Origin of the sequence: Oerskovia douganii, assembly GCF_015142735.1 — a bacterium.
GTDB lineage: Bacteria > Actinomycetota > Actinomycetes > Actinomycetales > Cellulomonadaceae > Oerskovia > Oerskovia douganii.
Genome location: NZ_JACSPN010000018.1, coordinates 1 through 22,031, shown reverse-complemented (window position 1 = coordinate 22,031; position 22,031 = coordinate 1). Strand labels below are relative to the sequence as shown.

Genomic DNA, 22,031 nt, shown 5'->3' with positions numbered 1-22,031 from the left:
CCGACGCTCAGCAGGCGTCGGGCGCGGGCCTCGCGGCAGCAGGCCCGGCGGCGCCGGGACCCCCTGCACCCCCGGTCACGAGGATCGGGATCGGGACGGTCTCGTCGTGGCGCCCCGGCGTCACGGTCTCGAGCCGTGCGACGCAGTGGTGCTCGCCGAAGTGCGGCACGAGGGCCGTCGCGCGCAGCTCCGAGCCGAGCTCGGCCAGGGTGCCGTTGATGAACCCCGCGTGCAGCGAGCACACGACCTGCGGGGTGCTGCGGGCGGTCGCCACGAACGGACAGTTGTTGAGCACGAGCGCGTCCATGCCCTTGCCGGGCGCGGAGACGTGCGCGGACGGCTCACCCCGCGGGGTGGGCGCGAACCACAGCGCGTCGAGCTTGGACACGAGCCGGGCCGAGACCTCGTCCTCGCTGTACGCCTCGCCCGGGTCGGGAGTCTCCGTGAGGCTCCTGCCCCAGCTGCGGCCCACCGAGTACGTGACCGTCGCGGCCTCCGGCACGTTGGCGGCGACCGCGGTCGTCAGGGCCTCGGCCAGGAGCCGGTACGCCTGCGCGCGCTCGTGCGTCTGGTTGGGCAGCGTGCCCCGGTAGAGCACCTTGGGCCGACCCGGTGTCGTCCTGGCCTGCTGGGTGCGCTCGGCCAGCCCGGCGTCGACGAGCGCCTCGAGGTGGAACCGCGCGGTGTTCTGGTGGATGCCGACCTCCTGGGCGATGTCCTGGACGGACACCGGCGCCCTGGAGTCGCGCAGCAGCTGGATGACGTGCGTCCGTCTCCCACCGTGGTCGCTGCGACCGGTCGTGCCGTCGAAACCACCGTTGACGTGCTGTCTGGGCACGTGCTCGCCCCACTTCCTCCCGCTCACCGATCACTGACGTCGAGACGTCCGGCTGCCCCCGGCCGACGTGCTCACCACGACAACCATCGCACGAACGCCCCCCACGCTGTCCCCGAGGAGTACCCGTCATGACGATCGACGACCCGGCGACCATGTCGCCCCTGATGAAGAAGCTGCTGAAGACGCGCAGCCACTTCCCGCAGACCGAGGTGTTCGACTCGGCGCACGCCATGATCGAGACGGACCCCTCGGAGTGGGACCGGTTCTACCGTGACCGCTGGGCGCACGACAAGGTGGTGCGCTCGACCCACGGCGTGAACTGCACGGGCTCGTGCGCGTGGGACGTCTACGTCAAGGACGGTCTCATCACCTGGGAGCACCAGGGCACCGACTACCCGACGACGGGCCTCGACAGCCCCGAGTACGAGCCGCGCGGCTGTCCTCGTGGCGCGTCGTTCTCCTGGTACACGTACTCGCCGTCGCGCGTGCGGTATCCCTACGTGCGCGGCGTCCTGCTCGACATGTACCTCGACGCGCGCTGCCGCCTGGGAGACCCCGTGCTCGCGTGGGCCGAGGTCGTCGAGAGCCCGCTCAAGGCCACGCTCTACAAGAAGGCCCGCGGAAAGGGCGGCCTCGTCCGTGCGGACTGGGAGCTCGCGACCGAGATCATGGCCGCGGCCCACGTCTACACGATCAAGGCGTACGGGCCGGACCGCTGCGTGGGATTCACCCCGATCCCGGCCATGTCGATGGCGAGCTTCGGCGTCGGGACGCGCTTCCTGTCGATGATCGGCGGGACGCTGCTGAGCTTCTACGACTGGTACGCGGACCTGCCGCCCGCGAGCCCGCAGATCTGGGGCGACCAGACCGACGTCCCCGAGTCGGGCGACTGGTGGAACTCGAGCTACATCATGATGTGGGGCTCGAACGTCCCCGTGACGCGCACGCCCGACGCGCACTTCCTGGCCGAGGCCCGCTACAAGGGCACCAAGGTCGTCGCGGTCAGCCCCGACTACGCGGACAACGTGAAGTTCGCGGACGACTGGCTCGCGCCCGCCCCCGGCACGGACGGCGCGCTCGCGCAGGCCATGGGCCACGTGCTGCTCACCGAGTTCTACCGCGACCGCCAGGTCCCGTACTTCGAGGCGTACTCGCGCACGTACACCGACGCGCCCTTCCTGGTCACGCTCGACGAGGCTCCGTCCTCGGCGTCCCCGGACGCCACGGGGCCCGACGGCGCCCCCGCCCCGGTCTTCCGGCCCGCCAAGTTCCTCACGGCGGCCGACCTGGACGGGCTGCCCGTCGCGGGGGCGACGGGCGAGCGCCCCGAGTTCCGCCCGGTCTTCCTCGACACGGCCGCCGACGCGCTCACCGTGCCGAACGGGACGCTGGCCGACCGGTGGACCGAGGACGGCGTGGGCCGCTGGAACCTCGACCTCGAGGACCACGACCCGGCGCTGAGCCTCCTGGGCCTGACGCACGCGGGCACCGAGGCCCGCGGCGTCGTCGTCGAGCTGCCGCGGTTCGACGTGGGGGAGACCGAGGGCGGGACCTCGGTCCTGCGCGGCGTCCCCGCGATCCGCGTGGGCGGACGTCTCGTGACGACCGTCTTCGACCTGCTCATGGCCCAGTACGGGGTGGGTCGCGACGGTCTGCCCGGGTCGTGGCCCACGGGCTACGACGACCCGACGTCGCCCGGGACCCCCGCCTGGCAGGAGTCCCTGACCGGGGTCCCGGCCGAGCAGTGCATCCGGATCGCGCGCGAGTTCACGCGCAACGCCGAGGTGAGCAAGGGCAGGTCGATGATCATCATGGGCGCGGGGACCAACCACTGGTACCACGCGGACACCATCTACCGGACGTTCATCGCGCTCCTGACCCTCACGGGGTGCCAGGGCGTCAACGGCGGCGGCTGGGCGCACTACGTGGGCCAGGAGAAGGCCCGGCCGGTGACGGGTCAGCAGCACATGGGCTTCGCGCTCGACTGGCAGCGGCCGACCCGCCACATGGCGGGGACGGCGTTCTGGTACACCGCCACGGACCAGTGGCGCTACGAGGGCTTCGGGGCCGACGAGCTCGCGTCCCCGACGGGGCCGGGCACCCTCAAGAACCGCAGCATGATGGACTGCCTGACGCAGGCGGCCCGCATGGGCTGGACGCCCTCGCACCCGGGCTTCGACCGCAACCCGCTCGACCTGTGCGACGAGGCCGCAGCCGCTGGCGTGCCCGTGGCCGACCACGTGGTCTCCGAGCTGCGCAGCGGGAACCTCAAGTTCGCGGTCGAGGACCCGGACGCCCCGCAGAACTTCCCACGCGTCCTGACGGTCTGGCGCGCCAACCTCATCGGCAACTCGGCCAAGGGCAACGAGTACTTCATCAAGCACCTGCTCGGCGCCGACTCGTCCCTGCGGGCGCACGAGACCCCGCCCGAGCGTCGCCCGGAGGAGGTCGTCTGGCGGGACGAGGCCCCCGAGGGCAAGCTCGACCTGCTGACCAACATCGACTTCCGCATGACCTCGACGTCGCTCTTCGCAGACGTCGTGCTGCCGGCGGCCACCTGGTACGAGAAGCAAGACATCTCGACCACGGACATGCACCCGTTCGTGCACGCGCTCAACGCCGCGATCGCACCCCCGTGGCAGGCCCGGACCGACTACGACGCGTTCCTCGGGCTCGCCGACAAGGTCTCCGAGCTCGCCAAGACCCACCTGGGCACCCGCACCGACGTCATCGCGGCGCCGCTCACGCACGACACCCCCGACGAGATGGCCCAGCCGGGCGGCGTCGTCCTCGACTGGCGCAAGGGCGAGTGCGAGCCCGTGCCGGGCGTGACGATGCCGCGCCTCGTGGTGGTCGAGCGCGACTACACCCAGATCGCGGAGAAGATGCGCGCCGTCGGGCCGCTGATCTCGAAGGTCGGCACCACGACCAAGGGCGTCACGGTGGTCCCCGAGCAGGCCGTCGAGTTCCTCGCGAAGGCCAACGGCGTGCGCAAGGACGGCGTCGCGAAGGGCCGCCCCTCGCTCGAGACCGCCGCGCACTTCTGCGAGGCGATCCTCGCGCTGTCGGGCACGACCAACGGAGCGGTCTCGGTCGCGGGCTTCAAGGCCCTCGAGAAGCGGGTCGGCAAGCCGCTCGCGGACCTCGCCGAGGAGAACCACGACCGCCAGGTCACGTTCGCCCAGACCCTCACGGGCCCGCAGAACGTCTTCACGAGCTACGAGTGGTCGGGCTCCGAGCAGGGCGGACGACGCTACTCGCCGTTCGTCGTCAACGTCGAGAGGCTCAAGCCGTGGCACACGCTCACGGGCCGCCAGCACTTCTTCGTCGACCACGACTGGATGACCGAGCTCGGGGAGCAGCTCCCGGTGTACCGGCCGCCGCTCGACATGGCCCGGCACTTCGGGCACCAGGGCTTCAGCGAGCCCGGCTCGACCGAGGTCACGGTGCGCTACCTGACCCCGCACTCCAAGTGGTCCATGCACTCGCAGTTCCAGGACAACCCGTACATGCTCGCGCTCTCGCGCGGGGGCCCCACGATCTGGATCTCGGAGGAGGACGCGCGGACCGCGGGCATCGCGGACAACGACTGGATCGAGGCGGTCAACCGCAACGGCGTGGTCGTGGCGAGGGCCGTGGTCTCGCACCGCATGCCCACGGGCACGGTCTACATGTACCACTCGAAGGACCGCAACATCGACGTCCCCAAGGCCGAGGCGTCGGGCAAACGAGGGGGCATCCACAACGCGCTGACGATGATCATGATGAAGCCCACGCACCTCCTGGGCGGCTACGGCCAGCTCACCTACGCCTTCAACTACTACGGGCCGACCGGCAACCAGCGCGACGAGTACACGGTCATCCGTCGGCGCAACCAGGAAGTGGAGTACTGAGATGCGGGTCATGTCGCAGGTAGCGATGGTCATGAACCTCGACAAGTGCATCGGGTGCCACACGTGCTCGGTCACGTGCAAGCAGACGTGGACCAACCGCGACGGCGTCGAGTACGTCTGGTTCAACAACGTCGAGACCAAGCCCGGGACGGGGTACCCGCGCGGGTACGAGGACCAGGACCGGTGGCACGGCGGGTGGGAGCTCGACCGCAAGGGGCGGCTCCGGCTCCGCTCGGGCGGCCGGCTGCGGCGCCTCGCGTCGATCTTCGCGAACCCGGACCTCCCGGGGCTCGACGACTACTACGAGCCGGCGACGTACGACTTCGACCAGCTCATCTCCGCCCCGGCGAACTCGCCGCACATCCCGGTCGCGCGGCCCAAGAGCGCGATCACGGGCAAGGACATGAAGATCACCTGGGGTCCCAACTGGGACGACGACCTGGGCGGATCGCCGCAGATCGCGTCGAAGGACCCCAACCTCGCGTCGATGGTCGACAAGGTCCAGCTCTCGTTCGAGCAGACGTTCATGTTCCACCTGCCCCGGATCTGCGAGCACTGCCTCAACCCGGCGTGCGTCTCGGCCTGCCCGTCGTCGGCCATGTACAAGCGCGTCGAGGACGGGATCGTGCTCGTCGACCAGGACGCGTGCCGCGGTTGGCGCATGTGCGTCTCGGCGTGCCCCTACAAGAAGGTCTACGTCAACCACCAGACGGGCAAGGCCGAGAAGTGCACGTTCTGCTTCCCGCGCATCGAGGCGGGGCAGCCCACGGTGTGCGCCGAGACGTGCGTGGGCCGCCTGCGGTACATCGGCCTGGTGCTCTACGACGCCGACGCGGTCGAGGCCGCGGCGTCCGTCGAGGACCCGAAGGACCTGCTCGACGCCCAGCGCGACGTGTTCCTCGACCCCACCGACCCCGAGGTCGTCGCCGCGGCCCGGGCCGCGGGCATCGCCGAGGACTGGATCGACGCCGCCCGGCGCTCGCCCATCTGGAAGCTCATCCAGAAGTTCAAGGTCGCCCTGCCGCTGCACCTCGAGTACCGGACCATGCCCATGGTCTGGTACGTGCCGCCGCTCTCACCCGTCCTGGACGTCACGACCGAGCTCGGCAAGGACGACGCCGACGCCGACGACGTGTTCCACACGATCGCGTCGCTGCGCATCCCGCTCGAGTACCTCGCGAGCCTGTTCTCGGCCGGGGACGTCGACGTCGTCGCGGGAGTCCTCATGAAGCTCGCCGCGATGCGCAGCCACATGCGCCGCCGCACGCTCGACGGCGACGTGGACCAGGCCCTGCTCGACCAGGTCGGGTACACGGCCGAGGACGTCGAGGAGCTCTACCGGCTCCTGGCCATCGCCAAGATGGAGGACCGGTACGTCATCCCCGCGGCGCACAAGGAGGACGCGGCCGAGATGGCGTCGTGGGCCTCGGGCTGCTCGCTCGACAACCCGGGCGGGCCCGGCATGAGCGCCGCCTCCACGCGCGGCGGGCCCGTGTCCGTACCCCTGCAGGTCCGGAGGCCGTCATGACGACCCAGGCTCCGCCGTCGGGCAGGCGCGCGATCATCCCGCTCCTGCGGCGCTCGCGGCGCAAGGACCTCGTCGAGGTCCCCGCCCGGGCAGACGTCCTGGCCCTGGCCAGCATCCTGCTGGCCTACCCCGACGACGCCTGGTACGCCGACGCCGACCAGCTCGGCGCGGCCGTCGCGGCCCTGCCCGCCTCGGCCCCCGCGGCGCACCTGCAGGCGTTCTGGGACGAGCACGCGCAGCTCGAGCCGCGCGCCGCACGGGCCCACTACGTCGAGACGTTCGACCTGCGCCGCAAGTCGTCGCTGTTCCTCAGCTACTACCTGCACGGCGACACCCGCCAGCGCGGCATGGCGCTCCTCGCGCTCAAGCAGCGCTACCGCGCGTGCGGGTTCGCGCCCGACGACGCCGAGCTGCCCGACTACCTGCCCATGGTGCTCGAGTTCGCGTCGCGCGCCGGGACCGGGGCGGGCGAGGCACCGCTGCGGACCCACCGCGGCGGGATCGAGCTCATCCGCCGCTCGCTCGCCGACCGCGGCTCGCACTACCGCGAGATCCTCGAGGCGATCGGCGACCTGCTGGGCCCCGTGACGGACCGCCAGCGCGGCGAGGTCGACCAGCTCGCGCTCAGCGGACCACCCACCGACGACGCCGGCCTCGAGATCGCCTCGATGCCCTACGGCGGCGCGAGCTGGACCGACACCCCCGGCGCGCCCTTCGGGCCCCCGGAATTCACCTGCGCCCCGGAAGGACGCTGACCCATGGACACCCTCCTCTTCGTGGTGCTGCCGTACGTCTGCCTCGCGATCTTCGTCGTGGGGCACGTCTGGAGGTACCGCAGCGACCAGTTCGGCTGGACGACCCGCACGAGCCAGGTGCTCGAGAAGCGCTGGCTCGCGTGGGGCTCGCCCCTGTTCCACTTCGGGGCGCTGTTCGCGATCCTCGGGCACGCCGCGGGGCTCCTGATCCCGACCTCCTGGACCCAGGCCCTCGGGATCTCCGACCACGCCTACCACGTGGTCGCGGTCGCGGCCGGGACCGTCGCGGGCGTCCTGCTGTGCGCGGGCCTCGTGATCCTGCTGCTGCGCCGGTTCTACGTCTCGGACCGCATCCGCGTCGTCACGACCCCCATGGACCGCGTCCTGTACCTGCTGCTCACGGTCGAGATCGGGGTGGGCATGTGGCAGACCGTCGCGATCAACGTGTTCGGCTCGGGGTACGAGTACCGCGGCACCGTCTCCGTCTGGTTCCGACAGCTCTTCCTCCTCCAGCCCGACCCGTCGCTCATCTCCTCCGCACCCGCGGTCTACGGCTGGCACGCCGTCCTCGCGTGCCTGCTCCTCGCGATCTGGCCCTTCACGCGGCTCGTGCACGTGTGGTCCGTGCCCGTGGCGTACCTCGCCCGGCCGTACGTGGTCTACCGGCAGCGCAGCGCGCCGCGCCCCGGCGCGCCCGCCCGGCCCACGGTGCGCTCATGAGCGGTGAGGCCGCGTCGCGCGTGGCGCTCGCGGACGTGGGAGAGGCCGTGCTCGACGTCGCCGCGCACGAGCGCGCCGTGACCACCGCGCACGGGGGAGCCGTCGTGACCTTCGCGGGCGTCGTGCGCGACCACGACGCCAGCCGGTCGGTCGCGGCCCTCAGGTACGAGGCGCACCCCGACGCACGCCGGATCATCGGCGAGATCGCGGCGCGCGTCGCCGCGGAGTCCGACGGTGATGTCCGCGTGGCCGTGACGCACCGCGTCGGCGACCTCACGATCGGGGACGTCGCGCTCGTCGCGGCCGTGGCCTCGGCGCACCGCGCCCAGGCGTTCACGACGTGCGCCGCCCTCGTCGAGGAGATCAAGGTCGCCCTGCCCGTGTGGAAGCGGCAGGTCTTCGTCGACGGCAGCCACGAGTGGGTCGGGTCGCTGTGAGCCTCACGTCGACGGTCGAGCGCGGAGCCACCCGCCCCCTGCCCGACGGCGCCGCGCACGCCGGGCACGTCCCGTCCGGTCACGCGCTCCCCGGGCGGGCGACGCCGCCGGACGCTCTCCTGCCAGGCCGCACGGCGCCGTCGGGCCGCGCGGCCGTTCCCGGGCTCGTCGACGGGTTCGGCAGGCGACACCGCGACCTGCGGATCTCGCTGACAGACCGGTGCTCCCTCCGGTGCACCTACTGCATGCCCGCCGAGGGGATGCCCTGGCTCCCGTCGGACGACCTCCTGACGGTCGCCGAGATGACGAGGGTCGCGGCCGTCGCGGTGCGCCACGGCGTCGAGGAGATCCGCCTCACGGGCGGCGAACCCCTCCTGCGCCCCGACATCGTCGAGATCGTGTCCGGGCTCGCGTCCCTCCCCGGCGCCCCCGAGGTCTCGATGACCACCAACGGGCTGCGCCTCGCGGCGCTCGCGGACCCGCTCCGGGAGGCGGGGCTGCGACGGCTCAACGTCTCGCTCGACACGCTGCGCCGCGAGCGGTACACCCTCCTCACGCGGCGTGACCGCCTGGGCCAGGCCCTCGACGGCCTCGCGGCCGCCGACCGGGCCGGGTTCACCGGCACCAAGCTCAACGCGGTCCTCGTGCGAGGGGTCAACGACGACGAGCCCGCCGAGCTCCTGCGGTTCGCGCTCGACCGCGGCTACGAGCTGCGCTTCATCGAGCAGATGCCGCTCGACGCGGGCCGGACCTGGACCCGCGAGGGCATGGTCACGGCCGACGAGGTGCTCGCCTCGCTCACCGGGGCCTTCGACCTGGTCCCGGTCCCGACCCGCGGCGCCGCTCCCGCCGAACGGTGGACGGTCGACGGGACCGACGCCGTCGTCGGGATCGTCGCCTCCGTGACACGGCCCTTCTGCGGCGCGTGCGACCGGATCCGCCTCACGGCCGACGGTCAGCTCCGCAACTGCCTGTTCGCGCGCGACGAGACGGACCTGCGCACGCTCCTGCGCGCAGGGTCCGACGACGAGCGGATCGCGCAGGCCCTCGGCCTCGCCGTCCGGACCAAGGCCGCGGGCCACACGGTCGGCAGCCCCGGGTTCCGGCAGCCCGATCGCGGCATGTCCGCGATCGGCGGCTGAGGCCTGCGCCGCCCGGCACGTCACCACCCGAGAGCACCCGAGACCACCCGAGACCACCCGAGAGAGGAACGACGAGATGCCCGCCATCACCCTGCGCTACTACGCCGCGGCCCGTGCCGCGGCGAACGGCCTCGACGAGGAGGTGATCGAGACCGAGAGCCCCGCGTCGGCGCTCCGCGTCAGCGCACGCCGCCACGGCGAGCCCATGCGCCGCGTGCAGGTCGTGTGCTCGTTCCTGCAGGACGGACGCGCGCTGCGCCCCGAGGCCGCGGACGCCCCCGTCGCCGGTCCCGTGACCATCGACGTGCTCCCACCGTTCGCGGGAGGGTGACCGTGCGGCCGACGCCAGAGCTCTACCCGCCGCTCGACGCCGAGCAGGCGACCCTGGTCCCGTGCTGGCACCGGCGAGCCGGGCTGCACGGACCCGTCACCAGCGGGTGGCCGCTCGTGGCGAGCGTGAGCCAGCTCGCCACGGTCATCGTGATCCTGTGGTGCGGGCTGCGTGCCTACCCCGTGATGACGACGCCCGTGGCCGTGCTCCTCGTGGGGGCGGCTCTCGTGACCCCCTGGCTGACCTCGGTCGTGGTCTTCGCCGTCGGACGTGCGCGGTTCCGGCAGCTCGAACGTCGGTACGTCGCCTGGCTCGACGGGCTGACCCCCGAGCAGCGTGCGCAGCACGGTCGGCGCGCCCAGGCCAGGCTCCACGAGCACCGGTCGGCGCCCCGGCACTGGGTCGTGCCCGCCGACTGGTAGGTGGGCACGAACCGCGCCGCCCTCCGGCCGCCTCCCGCGCCCGGCTGGCCTCCCGTGCCCGGCTGGCCTCCCGCGCCCGGCGGCCGGGCGGGGGACGGGGAGCCGGGCGGGGAGGGTGAGCCGGTCGGGCCTAGGAGAGGTCGGCGACGAGCCGGGCCGTGAGCGGTGCCGCGACCCCGTGACGCTCTGCGGCACGGACCACGGCGCCGCCGATCGCGTCGACCTCGAGCGGTCTGCCGGCCTCGGCGTCGCGCTCCATCGAGGACCGGGCCCCCGCAGGGAAGCGGTCGTAGAGGGCCAGGGCGGCGGCGGGGTCCGACGCCGCACCCGAGGCCGCCGCGACGGCCGCGACCTCCGCGACGAGCGTCTCGAGCTCGGACCGGTGGGCCGTGCGCACCTCACCGACGGTCGCGCGGTGGCGCGTCGTGAGCAGGGCCAGCGGCGCCAGGAACGACAGCTTGGCCCACACGAGCGCTGCCTCGTCGGCCCGGACCGTCGTCGTGATCCCCGCACCTGCGAGGAGGGTGCGCACCGCCTCGACCTTCTCCGCGGCCACGTCCCCCGGAGCGAGGTCGATCTCGACGAACGGGCTGCCGTGCACGATCTCGCCCGGTGCGACGCGGGTCGCCTCGACCCGGATCACGGCGGGCAGGACGCGCGCGGAGCCGTACCGGGCGCGCAGCAGGTCGAGGTGCTCGACGCCGTTGAGCAGCGGGACCACCACCCCGTCGGCGAGGGCCTCGGGCGCGACCAGGTCCAGGGCGTCGGCCAGTCCGGTCTGCTTGACGGCGACGAGGAGCACGTCGACGGGGGAGTCGAGGTGCGTCGTCGCCCGGACAGCGACGTCGAGGTCGCCGAGCTGGGCGCTGCGGACGTGCAGCCCGTCCCGGTCCAGGGCCTCGGCGGTGGCGCCCCGCGCCACGAACGTCACGTCGCTGCCCGCTCGGACGAGCAGCGCGCCGACGAGCCCGCCGACCCCTCCCGCACCCAGCACGGCGATCTCCCGCGGCTCGTCGTGTCCCATCATGGTCTCCTTCGTCCTGGCGTTCACCGCCCCAGGAGACCACACGGGCGCGCCGGGGCGTCCTGCGTCGGCAGGGTGCCGGGGCGTGATCGTCGTCACGCGCGACCCTCCGGCCGGTCGTGCCGAGCGCGCACCCGGGCGAAGGAACGAACCGGGCAGGTGCCTCGTTGGTGCTCACGACAGCCCGTGAACGCACCGGCGGACCAGGCCGGTGGCGTCCAGGGACGGACGAACGTGCGGACGCCGCACAGCAGGGACGACGAGATGCCGGTGCAGCCGACCGAGACCACCCGCCCATGGACTTTCGACGCCCGCGCTGGTGTCGTCAACGGGTTGACGACCGCCGCCTGGTACACCGTGCCCGACCTCGTCGAGCGCCGCAGCACCCGGGCTCTGCTGAAGACCGTCTGCGGGGTCGCAGGCTGCGTGGTGCTCCTGCGGACGGTCGACGGGCGCCAGGCGATCGACGGCGTCCGCAAGGTCCGCGACGCGGTGCGGGACGCGGGGAGGGAGCCCGACCCTGCGGGCGTCGGGCCGTACGACGGGTTCGCCGCCGACGTCGACCGTGCGCACGTCGATCCCGGTGCCTCCGACGGCACGGCCCCCGACCTGACCCCTGTCGGGATCACCACGACCGGGAAGGTCGCGATCGCGGTCGGCGCAGCCGTGGTCGTCGGGGCGACCGCAGCGCTCGGCGTCGTCGGGGAGAAGGCCGCGTACCGCTGGGGCGAGCGGATGCGGGCCCGCGGCGTCCGCGCCCCGCACCTGCGGGTCGGGCTGGTCCTCGGGGCGGCGTCGGCCCTGCTGGGTGGGCTGAACCCGCCGCCTCTCGAGGACGACTGAGAGGCGGGCACGCCCGCAGGCCGGTGCGGGGGAGCGGTCAGCCGAAGAGCGCCGTGAGCCGCGGGAGCCGACGGCGGTTCTCGTCCTCGTCGTCGAAGTCCCAGCTCTCGCCGCTCGGGTCGGCGGAGGGGCCCGCCTCGTTGCCGTGCCCGGAGGAAGACGCTCCCGCCGCCCGCGCCGCGTAGTACGACTCGTCGTCGCGGCCCGTCGACTGCGCCCAGGCCCGTCGCACGAGCGAGCCGAGCGACTCGTACCCGAACCAGCCGGCGTCGTCGCCGGACATGCCGGAGACGACGGGGTGGTCCGCGAGCGAGTCCGGGGCCGCGACCGCCCGGGTGAACACCTCTCGCCCCGCGAGGACCAGGCCGTCGCGGAAGTCCATGAACCCGTCGTCGCTGCAGCCGCCCTCGATGAGGTAGGCCGCGCCCCAGACCGGCCAGGTGTAGGCCTCGGCGCCCACGTCGTCGGCAACGTCCGCGAACGCGAGGATCTCCTCGGGCTGCAACCGTTCGACGAGCAGGGAGGTCAGGGTGCGGGGGAGCGGGTCGTCCGGGGCGCCGCGGTCGTCGGCCCCCCGCCCGGCGCGGGCACGGGCGTCGTCGAGGATCTGCCAGAAGGTGTCGTGGTCCATGCCGGGAAAGGTAGGGACCGCCACCCACACGACGCTCCGCACCGGACGACCGGGACGACCCGGGCGCGGTCGGCCGCCGCGGCGCCGCTAGCATCGTCGCGTGCGAGCAACCGTGGGCGTGGTCGTGACCGGGTTCGACCAGGGAGACCTGGTGCGAGAGGCCGTCGGGTCGGTGCTGCGGCAGACCCGAGCACCCGACCAGGTCGTCGTGGTCGACGACGGCTCGACCGACGTGCGGTCGCTCGCGGTCCTCGACGTGTTGGCGGCCGACGGTGGCGTGCAGGTCCTGCGCCAGGAGAACGCGGGGGTGAGCGCGGCGCGCAACGCCGGCCTGTCCGCGTTGGGCACCGACCTCGCGGTCGTGCTCGACGGCGACGACCGCCTCGCCGAGACCTTCGTGGAGCGGACCGCGGCTCTCCTCGAGGAGGACGCCGACGTCGTCGGCGCCTCGTCCTGGCTGCGCATGCACGGCGTCGCCCACGCGATCGTCCGTCCCGCCGGGGGAGCGGCGGTCGACTTCCTCCACCGCAACGCCTCGCCGGCCACCGTGATGCTGCGCCGTGACCGCTGGCGCGCGGCCGGGGGCTACGACGAGCGCATGCGGGACGGCTTCGAGGACTGGGACTTCTTCCTCGCGCTGCTCGCGGCGGGCGGGCGGATCGAGATCGTGCCCGAGCCGCTGATCGAGTACCGCACGTCACCGACCTCGGCCAACGTGCGGAGCATGGACAGGCGTCTCGAGCTCTACGGCCGCCTGGTCGACCGGCACCGCCCCCTGTTCGAGGAGCACCTGCGTGCGGTGCTCCTGGCCCAGGAAGCGGCGTCGATCGCGCGGCTCGACGCCTGGGAGCAGCTGGTGCTCGACCATCCGGAGGTCCCGCTCGACGACGCCACGTACGGGGACGGTGGGATGGCCGCGGTCGTGCGGGTCGCGACCGCCCGTGCCGAGGCCGCCACGCCACCGGCCCGGGCCGTCGTCCCCGTCCCGCAGGACTGAGTCAGCCCCGAGTCAGAGGGCGCCGGTCGCGGCGGTCTCGACCACGTTCCCCGCGCCGTCGAACGTCAGGAGCCGGTCGGCGACCTTGTCGATGAAGTAGCGGTCGTGGCTCACGACGACCACGGCACCGGGGAAGTGCGCGAGCGCGCGCTCCATGACCTGGGCGCTCGTGAGGTCGAGGTGGTTGGTCGGCTCGTCGAGCACGATCACCGAGGCGCCCGACAGCAGGCACTGCGCGATCGCGACGCGGGCGCGCTGACCGCCCGAGAGCGTGCCGATCTTCTGCTTGAGCTCCATCTCGGAGAACTGCAGCATGGTCAGGAACCGGTTGACGTTCTTCTTGGTCGCCGAGTAGGCGAGCGTGCCGGGCGCCGCGCTGACGGCGTGCGCGACCGTGTCCTCCAGGTCGAGGTCGGCCACGACCTGGTTGTAGGAGACGAACGTCGAGTTCTTCTTCCACATGATCTGCCCGGCGTCCGGCGGGGTGACCTCGGTGAGCACGTCGAGCAGCGTCGACTTGCCGGACCCGTTCGCGCCGACGACGGCCACGCGGTCCCCGCGGTGCAGCGAGAAGGTCAGGTCGCTGAACAGCGGAGCGCCGCCGAACCCCTTGGCCAGCCCCTCGACCTCGACGAGGCGGTCGCTCACGTGCAGGTCCGCGTAGATCGTCGTGATGATCTGGTCGACCGGGCGCGGAGCCTGACGCTTCTTGATGTCGGCGAGCTTGCGCCTGAGGCCGCGGCTCTTGTCCTTCGCGGCCTGCTTGCGGGCGTCGCTCGCCTCGACCTCGTACGCGAGCAGCTCCTCCTCGTGCGCGAACTGCCGCTCGATGGTCTTGAGGCGCGACTGCTTGGCGTGCACGTAGTCGGAGTACCCGCCCTCGTACTCGTGCAGGCGGCGGTTCTCGATCTCGACGATCCGGTTGACGGCGCCGTCGAGGAACTGTCGGTCGTGGGAGACCACGAGCACGGCGCCCGGGTAGGTCTGGAGCCAGTTCTCGATCCAGCGCACGCCGTCGAGGTCGAGGAAGTTCGTGGGCTCGTCGAGCAGCAGCACGTCGGGGCGCTGCACCAGGATCCGTGCGAGCGCGGCGCGGTTGCGCCAGCCGCCCGAGAGCTGGTCGACGGGCAGCTCGCGGCGCTCGGCGTCGAACCCGAGGCGCGTGAGGACGGTGTCGATCGTGTTCTCGTACGACCACCCGTCGAGCGCGTCCATGCGCTCGAACAGGTCGGCCTGCTCGGTCAGGAGGCGGGTCATCTCGTCGCCGCCGTCGTCCATGAGGTCGGGCTCGGCGAGGCGCTCGCCGATCGCGTCGAGGCGCGCCTGCGTCGAGTGGACGTCGGCGAACAGCTCGCTGAGCTCCTCGGCCGCGCTGCGGTGGCCCGCGAGCTCCGAGAACTGCGAGAAGTAGCCGATGCTGACCCCGAGGTTGACGTCGACCGTCCCGGCCGTGGGTTCCTTGCGGCCCAGGATCAGCTCGAGGAACGTCGTCTTGCCCGTGCCGTTGCGGCCCACGAGCCCCACGCGCTCGCCCTCGCGGAGCTTGAGGTAGGCGTCGCGCAGCACGACCTTGTCGTCGAACTGCATGCTCACGGCGTTCAGGCGGATCAGGCTCACGAAGGTCCTCTCGGGCACCGTGCCGGACGTCGGCACGACCCCGAACACTACGCGGGCCGCCTGTCCGCACCCGTGCCGGCAGCCGTCCGGCGACCGTTCGTCGCACGGCGCCTACCGCTCGTCGCACACCTCGACCGCCCGTCGACGTGACGTGGATCACGGGCCCACCGGGTCCCTAGCCTGGCCGCGTCGGACGCAACGACGCGACCTGAGGAGAGAGAACTGATGACGACGACCACCCGATCGACGGCGGAGGACGCCCGGGACGACGGGCTCGCGCCCGATCCGACCCTCCCGCCCACCGCGGTCCCCGAGTCCGCGCTCAAGCCCCGCTGGACCTGGCAGAAGGTGGTCCTCTGGACCGGCATCGCGCTGCTCGGCGGCGTCGCCTGGGTCATGCTCGCGCTCGTGCGCGGCGAGACCGTCAACGCCATCTGGTTCGTGTTCGCCGCGGTGTGCAGCTACCTGATCGGCTACCGCTTCTACTCCAAGGTCATCGAGCGGTACCTCACGCGCCCCGACGACCGCCGCGCGACCCCGGCGGAGGTCCGCTCGGACGGCAAGGACTACGTCCCGACCGACCGCCGCGTGCTGTTCGGGCACCACTTCGCCGCGATCGCGGGAGCCGGCCCCCTCGTCGGCCCCGTCCTCGCCGCGCAGATGGGCTACCTGCCCGGCACGGTGTGGATCATCGTCGGCGTCATCCTGGCCGGTGCCGTGCAGGACTACCTCGTCCTGTTCTTCTCGATGCGTCGCGGCGGGCGCACGATCGGCCAGATGGCCCGCCAGGAGCTGGGGCGCATCGGCGGCACGGCCGCGATCGTCGCGTCGCTGCTCATCATGCTGATCATCGTCGCGATCCTCGCGCTCGTCGTCGTGAACTCCCTGGGCGAGAGCCCGTGGGGCGTCTTCAGCGTCTCGATGACCATCCCGATCGCGCTCTTCATGGGCGTGTACCTGCGCTACCTGCGCCCCGGTCGCATCACCGAGGTCTCGATCATCGGCTTCGTGCTGCTCATGGCCGCGATCGTGGGCGGCGGCTGGGTCGCGAACACCACGTGGGGCGCGGACCTGTTCCACCTCGACCGCACGACCATCGCGATCGGCATCATCATCTACGGCTTCATCGCGGCGGTCCTGCCCGTGTGGCTGCTCCTCGCCCCGCGCGACTACCTCTCGACGTTCATGAAGATCGGCGTCATCGTGATGCTCGCGGGCGCGATCGTGATCGTGCGCCCCGAGATCTCGGTGCCCGCGGTCAGCGAGTTCGCGAGCGGCGAGACGGGGCCGGTGTTCTCCGGCTCGCTCTTCCCGTTCCTGTTCGTGACGATCGCGTGCGGCGCCCTGTCCGGCTTCCACGCCCTCATCGCCTCGGGCACGACGCCCAAGCTGCTCGAGAAGGAGCGCCAGGCGCGCTTCATCGGGTACGGCGGCATGCTCATGGAGTCGTTCGTCGCGATCATGGCGCTCGTCGCCGCGATCTCGCTCGACCGCGGCATCTACTTCGCGATGAACGCCTCGGCCGCCGCGACGGGCGGGACCATCGAGGGGGCCGTCGCGTTCGTCAACTCGCTCGGCCTGGCCGGCGTGAACCTCACGCCCGACATGCTGTCCTCGACCGCCGCGGCGGTCGGCGAGGAGTCGATCGTGTCCCGCACGGGTGGCGCGCCCACGCTGGCCCTGGGGCTCGCGCACATCATGCAGCAGCTGTTCGGCGGCGCCGCGATGATGGGCTTCTGGTACCACTTCGCGATCATGTTCGAGGCCCTGTTCATCCTCACGGCCGTCGACGCCGGGACGCGCGTCGCGCGGTTCATGCTGCAGGACTCGGTGGGCAACGTCGTGCCCCGCTTCCGGGACGTCACGTGGCGGCCGGGGGTGTGGCTCTGCACCCTGGTCATGGTCGCGGGGTGGGGCAGCATCCTGTACCTCGGGGTGACGGACCCCCTCGGCGGGATCAACACGTTCTTCCCGTTGTTCGGCATCGCCAACCAGCTCCTCGCGGCCATCGCGCTCGCGGTCGTCCTGGCGATCGTCGCCAAGCGCGGTCGCTCGTACGTCCGCTGGCTCTGGATCGTCGCGGTGCCGTTGGCCTTCACCGCGGTCGTGACCATCACGGCATCGTTCGAGAAGATCTTCTCGCCCGTGCCGGCGGTCGGCTACTGGGCCAACCACAACGCGTTCAAGGACGCGCTCGCCGCGGGCGAGACGTCGTTCGGCACGGCTCCCTCGGTCGAGGCCATGGAGGCGGTCGTGCGGAACACGTTCGTGCAGGGCACGCTGTCGATCATCTTCGTGGTCCTCGCGATCGTCGTCATGGTCGCGGCCCTCGTGACGACCGTGAAGGCGATCCGTGCCGGGGGCGGTGAGAACCACGAGGACGAGCCCGTGGCCTCGCGCCGCTTCGCCCCGGCAGGCCTCCTCCCGACCGCGGCCGAGAAGGAGATCGAGGCCGCGTGGGCCCAGCTCCCGCCCGAGAAGCAGCCGGTGTCCTCGGGCGGGGGGCACTGATCGTGGGGCCCGTGCGCGACGCGCTCGCCCGAGCGGCGAGGGGTGCGGCCTGGTACGTCCGCCAGCTCATGGGCGACGACGCGTACCGGGTGTACGTGGAGCACCGCCGCGCCGCGCACGGGCCCGACGTCCCGGTCCTGGACGAGCGCCAGTTCTGGCGCCAGCGCATGGACGACCAGGACCGCAACCCCGGTGCCCGCTGCTGCTGAGGCGGCGAGCGGTCATCCACCGGGGCGGACCGGAATAGGATCTCGGCATGTCCGGACCCGTGTTCACCGGGGCCGTCGTCGGCCTGGTCGTCGGCGTCCTGCTCACCGCCGCACTGGTCCTCGCGTGGCGGCTCGCACGCGGCACGCGCGAGCTCGGCAGCGACTCGGAGCGGGCGACCTTCAGCACCCTGCACCTCGCGTCGCGTGCGGCCAAGCACCTGCGTGACGGCCTCGACGGGGACGACGTCGGCCGCGCGGCCCGGCACCTGCGCACGTTGCTCGGCTGCGACGCGCTCGCTGTCGTGACGCCCGACGGGGTCGTCGCCCTCGACGGCCCGGCCGCCCTGCGGTCCGAGGCTCGGCGCGTGGGCGCCCGGACGATCGAGACCGGGAGGCGACAGGTCTACACGAGCGGCGAGCCGTCGTCGGGCACGCCGGAGGCCGTGGGGGCACCCGTGCTCGCCGACGGCGTCGTCGCGGGGGCCGTCGTCGCGTTCGCGACGCGCGTGCGCCCGCCGCTCGTGCGCGCCACGGGCGAGGTCGCGCAGTGGTGCGCCGCCCAGCTCGAGCTCGGCGAGCTCGAGGCCTCGCGCACGGCGCTCGCACAGGCCGAGCTGCGGGCCCTGCGTGCACAGATCAGCCCGCACTTCATCTACAACTCGCTCGGCGCGATCGCCTCCTTCATCAGCACCGACCCCGAGCGTGCACGGGACCTCGTGCTCGACTTCGCGGACTTCACGCGCTACTCGTTCCGGGGGCGCGGCGACTTCACGACGCTCGCCGACGAGCTCGGCAGCGTGCACTCGTACGTCGAGCTCGAGCGCGCAAGGTTCGGCGACCGTCTCACCGTGACGCTCCAGATCGCGCCCGAGTCGTTGTCGACCGTCATCCCGTTCCTCAGCGTACAGCCGCTCGTCGAGAACGCCGTCCGGCACGGCCTCGAACCGCGCGAGCGCGGCGGACGCATCGTCATCAGCGCACGCGACGAGGGCACCCAGACCGAGATCACGGTCGAGGACGACGGCGTCGGCATGTCCCCCGAGACGCTGCGGACCCTGCTCGCGACCGGCTCGCGCGCGACCAACGTCGGGCTGCGCAACGTCGACACGCGCGTGCGCCAGCTCTACGGCGACCAGCACGCGCTCGAGATCGAGACGGAGGAGGGCGCGGGTACCCTCGTCCGGATGCGCGTCCCGAAGTCCCAGCCCCAGCACGAGACCGAGGTGAGCAGGAGATGAGCCACGACGAGACCCCCGCCCGGCCCGGCACCTCGACCGGCAGCCCCGGCGGTGCGGGCCTGCCCGGCGGCGTCGACGTCCTCGTGGCCGACGACGAGCGCCCCGTGCTCGACGAGCTCGTCCACCTCCTGCGCAGCGACCCGCACGTGCGGTCGGTGCACGGCGTCGCATCGGGGGCCGAGGCGCTGCGCCGCCTGTCCGAGCACCCCGTGCACGTGGCCTTCCTCGACATCCACATGCCCGGCCTGTCCGGGCTCGACCTGGCCCGGGCGTTGTCGTGCTTCTCGGTCCGGCCCGCGGTGGTGTTCGTGACGGCCGACGAGGCCCGGGCCATCGAGGCCTTCGACGTCGAGGCCGTCGACTACGTCCTCAAGCCCGTGCGCCGCGAGCGGCTGGCCCGGGCAGTGGAGCGCGCGGTCGCGGGGCACGTCGCAGCGGGACGTGCGCCGGGCACCGATCGAGGGGCGCCCGACCGCACCCCGGCCGACGAGACCATCGCCGTCACCGTCGGGACCACGACGCGCGTCGTGCTGCGCTCGGCCGTGCGGTGGGTCCAGGCGCAGGGCGACTACTCGCGCCTGGTCACGGACACCGACAGCTGTCTGGTGCGCGAACCCCTGTCCGACCTCGAGGAGCGCTGGGCCCCCGCGGGCTTCCTGCGCGTGCACCGCTCGTACCTCGTCGACCGGTCCGCCGTGACCGCGGTCCGGCTGGGCGGATCGCACCCCGTCGTCGTCCTCGCGGGGCACGAGGTCCCCGTGAGCCGGCGCATGGCCCCGGCGGTGCGCGACGCGCTCCTGGGCCGCACGGGTGGCCGTCCGTGAGCTCGGGCGCGCGGCCCCCGCGGGTCGTCGTCCGCTCGACCGACCCGACGACCCCCGTCCGGACCGACGCCCCGGACGCCGCGTGGGCCGGGGCGGGAGGGACGCCGTCGGGCAGGGCGAGCGCGGGCAGGGCGCCCGGGAGCGCGGACGCGCCCGGGCCCGACGACGCGAGCGAACCCGCGGCCGTGTACGCCCGCAGCCTCGCGCGGGCGCAGCTGCGGCTCGCGCTCGCGTGCGTCGTGTCGTTCCTGGCGGTGGTCACGCTGCTCACGGTCACCATGAGCGCCGTGCCCACGCTGGGCGACGTGCACGTGCTGGGCGTGCCGCTCCCGTGGCTCCTGCACGCCTACGGGTTCTACCCCGTCATCGCGGCGTTCGCGCTCGTGTTCGCGCTCGCCGCGGCGCGCAACGAACGACGCTTCCGCGCCCTCGTGGAGGACGAGTGACCTCGGCGCTGCCGCTCGTCGCCGTCGGGATGCTCCTGCTCGCGACCGGGCTCATCGGGTTCTACGGGTTGCGGATCTCGCGGACCACGAGCGACTTCTTCGTCGCCTCGCGCACCGTGCAACCCGTGTGGAACGCCTCGGCCATCAGCGGTGAGTACCTGTCGGCCGGGACGTTCCTGGGCCTGTCCGGGCTCGTGCTGCTCTCGGGGGCCGAGGCCTTCTGGTTCCCCGTCGGGTACGCCGCGGGCTACCTGCTCGTGCTGCTGTTCGTCGCCGGGCCGTTGCGTCGCAGCGGGGCCTACACGATCCCCGACTTCGTCCAGGCGCGGCTCGACTCGCTCGCTGCCCGGCGCGTCACGAGCGTCCTGGTGCTCGTCATCGGGTGGCTGTACGTCGTCCCGCAGCTCCACGGGGCCGCGCTCGTCATCACGACCGTGGCCCCCGTGCCGCCGTGGGTCGGGTCGGTCGGGGTCGCCGCGGTCGTGAGCGCCGTGGTCGCCGCGGGCGGCATGCGCTCGGTCACGTTCGTCCAGGCCTTCCAGTTCTGGGTCAAGCTCACGGCCCTCGCGATCCCCGTGGTCTTCCTGCTGGTCGTCCTCGGCGGGCAGGACCTGGCGCTCGACCCGGCCCAGGTCTTCCCGCCCGAGGCCGGGCCGCGCTCCTACGACACCTACACGACGGCCTCGCTGCTGCTCGCTCTCCTGCTCGGCACGATCGGCCTGCCGCACGTCCTCGTGCGCTTCTACACGAGCCCCGACGGGGTCTCGGCGCGGTGGACCACGGTCGTGGTGATCGGCATGATCAGCGTCTTCTACATGGTCTCGAGCACCATGGGGCTCGTCGCCCGCGTCGTCGCGCCCGACCTCGCCGCGCCCGGTGTCGCCGACACGGTGGCGCTCGTGCTGCCCGCGCGCCTGGTGCCCGGCCTGGGCGGTGAGCTGCTCTCCGCTCTCGTGATCGCGGGGGCGTTCGCCGCGTTCCTCGGGACCTCGTCCGGGCTCGTGGTCTCGCTCGCGGGCGTCGTGAGCCAAGACCTGTTCGGCGGCACGGTCCGCTCGTTCCGGTGGTCCGCGGTCGCGTGCACGCTCGTGCCGCTCGCGTTCGCGCTCGTGACGATCCCGCAGGGGCTCGTGACGAGCGTCGGGACGGTGTTCGTGTTCGCGGCCTCGGCGCTGTCCCCGACCATCCTGCTGGGCGTGTGGTGGCGTCGGCTCACCGCGCGCGGCGCGATCGCGGGCATGGTCGTCGGGAGCGCGCTGTGCGCCGGTGCGCTGCTCGTGACCTCGGCGCTCGGTCCGGGTGACGGCCTCGCGCGCAGCCTCCTGGCCCAGCCCGCGGCCTGGACGATCCCGCTCGCGACCGCCACGACCGTCGTCGTGTCCCTGCGCGACCGGCGCGGACCGCAGCCTCGCACCGACCGTTTCCTGCGGCGGCTGCACGTGCCGGAGCGGGCTCCCGAGCGGTGAGTGCGTGGTGCGGCCGCGACTCGCCGGGCGTGTCGCGGCCGAACGATGCACTCGACGTCGGGCGGTGGGCTACGGCACTAGCTGTACCCGGCCAGGAGGTTGGTGTCAGTTCCGGTTGTTGAAGGGAGGACCTCCGGGCTTAGTGGAGATGTCGAAGTC

At 72.7% G+C, this 22,031-nt stretch carries 20 protein-coding genes; 16 read left to right on the top strand and 4 right to left on the bottom strand.

All coding sequences use genetic code 11. From position 1 onward, the window contains the following. Positions 1-7 precede the first annotated feature (7 nt). Positions 8-838, bottom strand: coding sequence for a helix-turn-helix transcriptional regulator (locus H9623_RS13605; RefSeq protein ID WP_193720584.1), 831 nt, complete (start codon positions 836-838; stop codon positions 8-10). A gap of 128 nt (positions 839-966) precedes the next feature. Here H9623_RS13605 and H9623_RS13600 point away from each other — a divergent pair, with 128 nt between their 5' ends. From H9623_RS13600 to H9623_RS13565, 8 genes are all read left to right on the top strand, one after another. Next, positions 967-4,731, top strand: a complete 3,765-nt coding sequence (locus tag H9623_RS13600; protein ID WP_193720583.1) for a nitrate reductase subunit alpha — start codon at positions 967-969, stop codon at positions 4,729-4,731. A 1-nt stretch (position 4,732) separates the two neighbouring features. After that, complete coding sequence (narH, locus tag H9623_RS13595) at positions 4,733-6,259, top strand: nitrate reductase subunit beta (RefSeq protein ID WP_193720582.1); 1,527 nt, start codon at positions 4,733-4,735, stop codon at positions 6,257-6,259. Then, on the top strand, positions 6,256-7,014 hold the full coding sequence (gene narJ, locus H9623_RS13590) for a nitrate reductase molybdenum cofactor assembly chaperone (RefSeq protein ID WP_193720581.1): 759 nt from the start codon (positions 6,256-6,258) through the stop codon (positions 7,012-7,014). Before narH ends, narJ begins: the two co-directional genes overlap by 4 nt. A gap of 3 nt (positions 7,015-7,017) precedes the next feature. Then, positions 7,018-7,734 carry a respiratory nitrate reductase subunit gamma gene (narI, locus tag H9623_RS13585; RefSeq protein WP_193720580.1) on the top strand — a complete coding sequence of 239 codons (717 nt, stop codon included), beginning with the start codon at positions 7,018-7,020 and terminating at the stop codon, positions 7,732-7,734. Continuing rightward, positions 7,731-8,171 (top strand): molybdenum cofactor biosynthesis protein MoaE, encoded by a 441-nt coding sequence (locus tag H9623_RS13580; protein ID WP_193720579.1) that lies wholly within the window; start codon positions 7,731-7,733, stop codon positions 8,169-8,171. Before narI ends, H9623_RS13580 begins: the two co-directional genes overlap by 4 nt. A gap of 119 nt (positions 8,172-8,290) precedes the next feature. Then, on the top strand, positions 8,291-9,313 hold the full coding sequence (gene moaA / locus H9623_RS13575) for a GTP 3',8-cyclase MoaA (protein ID WP_193720630.1): 1,023 nt from the start codon (positions 8,291-8,293) through the stop codon (positions 9,311-9,313). Positions 9,314-9,389: 76 nt separating this feature from the next. Beyond that, complete coding sequence (locus H9623_RS13570; protein WP_193720578.1) at positions 9,390-9,644, top strand: MoaD/ThiS family protein; 255 nt, start codon at positions 9,390-9,392, stop codon at positions 9,642-9,644. Between the two features lie 2 nt (positions 9,645-9,646). Further along, positions 9,647-10,066, top strand: coding sequence for a hypothetical protein (locus tag H9623_RS13565; protein ID WP_193720577.1), 420 nt, complete (start codon positions 9,647-9,649; stop codon positions 10,064-10,066). A 130-nt stretch (positions 10,067-10,196) separates the two neighbouring features. Here H9623_RS13565 and H9623_RS13560 read toward each other — a convergent pair whose 3' ends face one another. After that, positions 10,197-11,090, bottom strand: a complete 894-nt coding sequence (locus tag H9623_RS13560) for a ketopantoate reductase family protein (RefSeq protein WP_193720576.1) — start codon at positions 11,088-11,090, stop codon at positions 10,197-10,199. Positions 11,091-11,276: 186 nt separating this feature from the next. On the opposite strand from H9623_RS13560, the gene H9623_RS13555 reads away from it, so the two are divergent. Continuing rightward, positions 11,277-11,933 (top strand): hypothetical protein, encoded by a 657-nt coding sequence (locus H9623_RS13555; RefSeq protein ID WP_193720575.1) that lies wholly within the window; start codon positions 11,277-11,279, stop codon positions 11,931-11,933. 37 nt (positions 11,934-11,970) lie between these two features. On the opposite strand, the gene H9623_RS13550 is transcribed toward H9623_RS13555, so the two are convergent. Beyond that, entirely contained in the window at positions 11,971-12,564 is a 594-nt protein-coding gene (locus tag H9623_RS13550; RefSeq protein WP_193720574.1) for a DUF4240 domain-containing protein, read from the bottom strand. Positions 12,565-12,664: 100 nt separating this feature from the next. On the opposite strand from H9623_RS13550, the gene H9623_RS13545 reads away from it, so the two are divergent. Next, the gene (locus H9623_RS13545) at positions 12,665-13,561 is read left to right on the top strand and encodes a glycosyltransferase family 2 protein (RefSeq protein ID WP_193720573.1); all 897 of its coding nucleotides are present in this window, start codon (positions 12,665-12,667) and stop codon (positions 13,559-13,561) included. A gap of 12 nt (positions 13,562-13,573) precedes the next feature. On the opposite strand, the gene H9623_RS13540 is transcribed toward H9623_RS13545, so the two are convergent. After that, positions 13,574-15,178 carry an ABC-F family ATP-binding cassette domain-containing protein gene (locus H9623_RS13540; protein WP_193720572.1) on the bottom strand — a complete coding sequence of 535 codons (1,605 nt, stop codon included), beginning with the start codon at positions 15,176-15,178 and terminating at the stop codon, positions 13,574-13,576. Between the two features lie 225 nt (positions 15,179-15,403). Here H9623_RS13540 and H9623_RS13535 point away from each other — a divergent pair, with 225 nt between their 5' ends. From H9623_RS13535 to H9623_RS13510, 6 genes are read left to right on the top strand one after another with little or no spacing between them, the layout of a single operon-like run. Next, a complete protein-coding gene (locus H9623_RS13535; RefSeq protein WP_193720571.1) occupies positions 15,404-17,689 on the top strand; it encodes a carbon starvation CstA family protein in 2,286 nt (761 codons plus the stop codon). An 11-nt stretch (positions 17,690-17,700) separates the two neighbouring features. Beyond that, positions 17,701-17,898, top strand: a complete 198-nt coding sequence (locus tag H9623_RS13530; RefSeq protein WP_407671920.1) for a YbdD/YjiX family protein — start codon at positions 17,701-17,703, stop codon at positions 17,896-17,898. A 47-nt stretch (positions 17,899-17,945) separates the two neighbouring features. After that, on the top strand, positions 17,946-19,136 hold the full coding sequence (locus H9623_RS13525) for a sensor histidine kinase (RefSeq protein ID WP_193720569.1): 1,191 nt from the start codon (positions 17,946-17,948) through the stop codon (positions 19,134-19,136). Next, positions 19,133-19,960, top strand: a complete 828-nt coding sequence (locus tag H9623_RS13520) for a LytR/AlgR family response regulator transcription factor (RefSeq protein ID WP_193720568.1) — start codon at positions 19,133-19,135, stop codon at positions 19,958-19,960. The genes H9623_RS13525 and H9623_RS13520 overlap by 4 nt, the downstream gene beginning before the upstream one ends. Then, positions 19,957-20,406 carry a heavy metal transporter gene (locus H9623_RS13515; RefSeq protein ID WP_193720567.1) on the top strand — a complete coding sequence of 150 codons (450 nt, stop codon included), beginning with the start codon at positions 19,957-19,959 and terminating at the stop codon, positions 20,404-20,406. The genes H9623_RS13520 and H9623_RS13515 overlap by 4 nt, the downstream gene beginning before the upstream one ends. 29 nt (positions 20,407-20,435) lie before the next feature. Beyond that, positions 20,436-21,872: a sodium/solute symporter gene (locus tag H9623_RS13510; RefSeq protein ID WP_225220491.1), complete on the top strand. Its 1,437-nt coding sequence runs from the start codon at positions 20,436-20,438 to the stop codon at positions 21,870-21,872. Positions 21,873-22,031 lie beyond the last annotated feature (159 nt).

Excerpts from the sequence above, each read along its gene's own strand:
- H9623_RS13535 (WP_193720571.1), top strand. The coding sequence starts at position 15,404 with ATGACGACGACCACCCGATCGACGGCGGAGGACGCCCGGGACGACGGG.
- narJ (WP_193720581.1), top strand. The coding sequence starts at position 6,256 with ATGACGACCCAGGCTCCGCCGTCGGGCAGGCGCGCGATCATCCCGCTC.
- H9623_RS13525 (WP_193720569.1), top strand. The coding sequence starts at position 17,946 with ATGTCCGGACCCGTGTTCACCGGGGCCGTCGTCGGCCTGGTCGTCGGC.
- H9623_RS13560 (WP_193720576.1), bottom strand. The coding sequence starts at position 11,090 with ATGGGACACGACGAGCCGCGGGAGATCGCCGTGCTGGGTGCGGGAGGG.
- H9623_RS13510 (WP_225220491.1), top strand. The coding sequence starts at position 20,436 with ATGCTCCTGCTCGCGACCGGGCTCATCGGGTTCTACGGGTTGCGGATC.
- narI (WP_193720580.1), top strand. The coding sequence starts at position 7,018 with ATGGACACCCTCCTCTTCGTGGTGCTGCCGTACGTCTGCCTCGCGATC.
- H9623_RS13550 (WP_193720574.1), bottom strand. The coding sequence starts at position 12,564 with ATGGACCACGACACCTTCTGGCAGATCCTCGACGACGCCCGTGCCCGC.
- narH (WP_193720582.1), top strand. The coding sequence starts at position 4,733 with ATGCGGGTCATGTCGCAGGTAGCGATGGTCATGAACCTCGACAAGTGC.
- H9623_RS13520 (WP_193720568.1), top strand. The coding sequence starts at position 19,133 with ATGAGCCACGACGAGACCCCCGCCCGGCCCGGCACCTCGACCGGCAGC.
- H9623_RS13580 (WP_193720579.1), top strand. The coding sequence starts at position 7,731 with ATGAGCGGTGAGGCCGCGTCGCGCGTGGCGCTCGCGGACGTGGGAGAG.
- H9623_RS13570 (WP_193720578.1), top strand. The coding sequence starts at position 9,390 with ATGCCCGCCATCACCCTGCGCTACTACGCCGCGGCCCGTGCCGCGGCG.
- H9623_RS13600 (WP_193720583.1), top strand. The coding sequence starts at position 967 with ATGACGATCGACGACCCGGCGACCATGTCGCCCCTGATGAAGAAGCTG.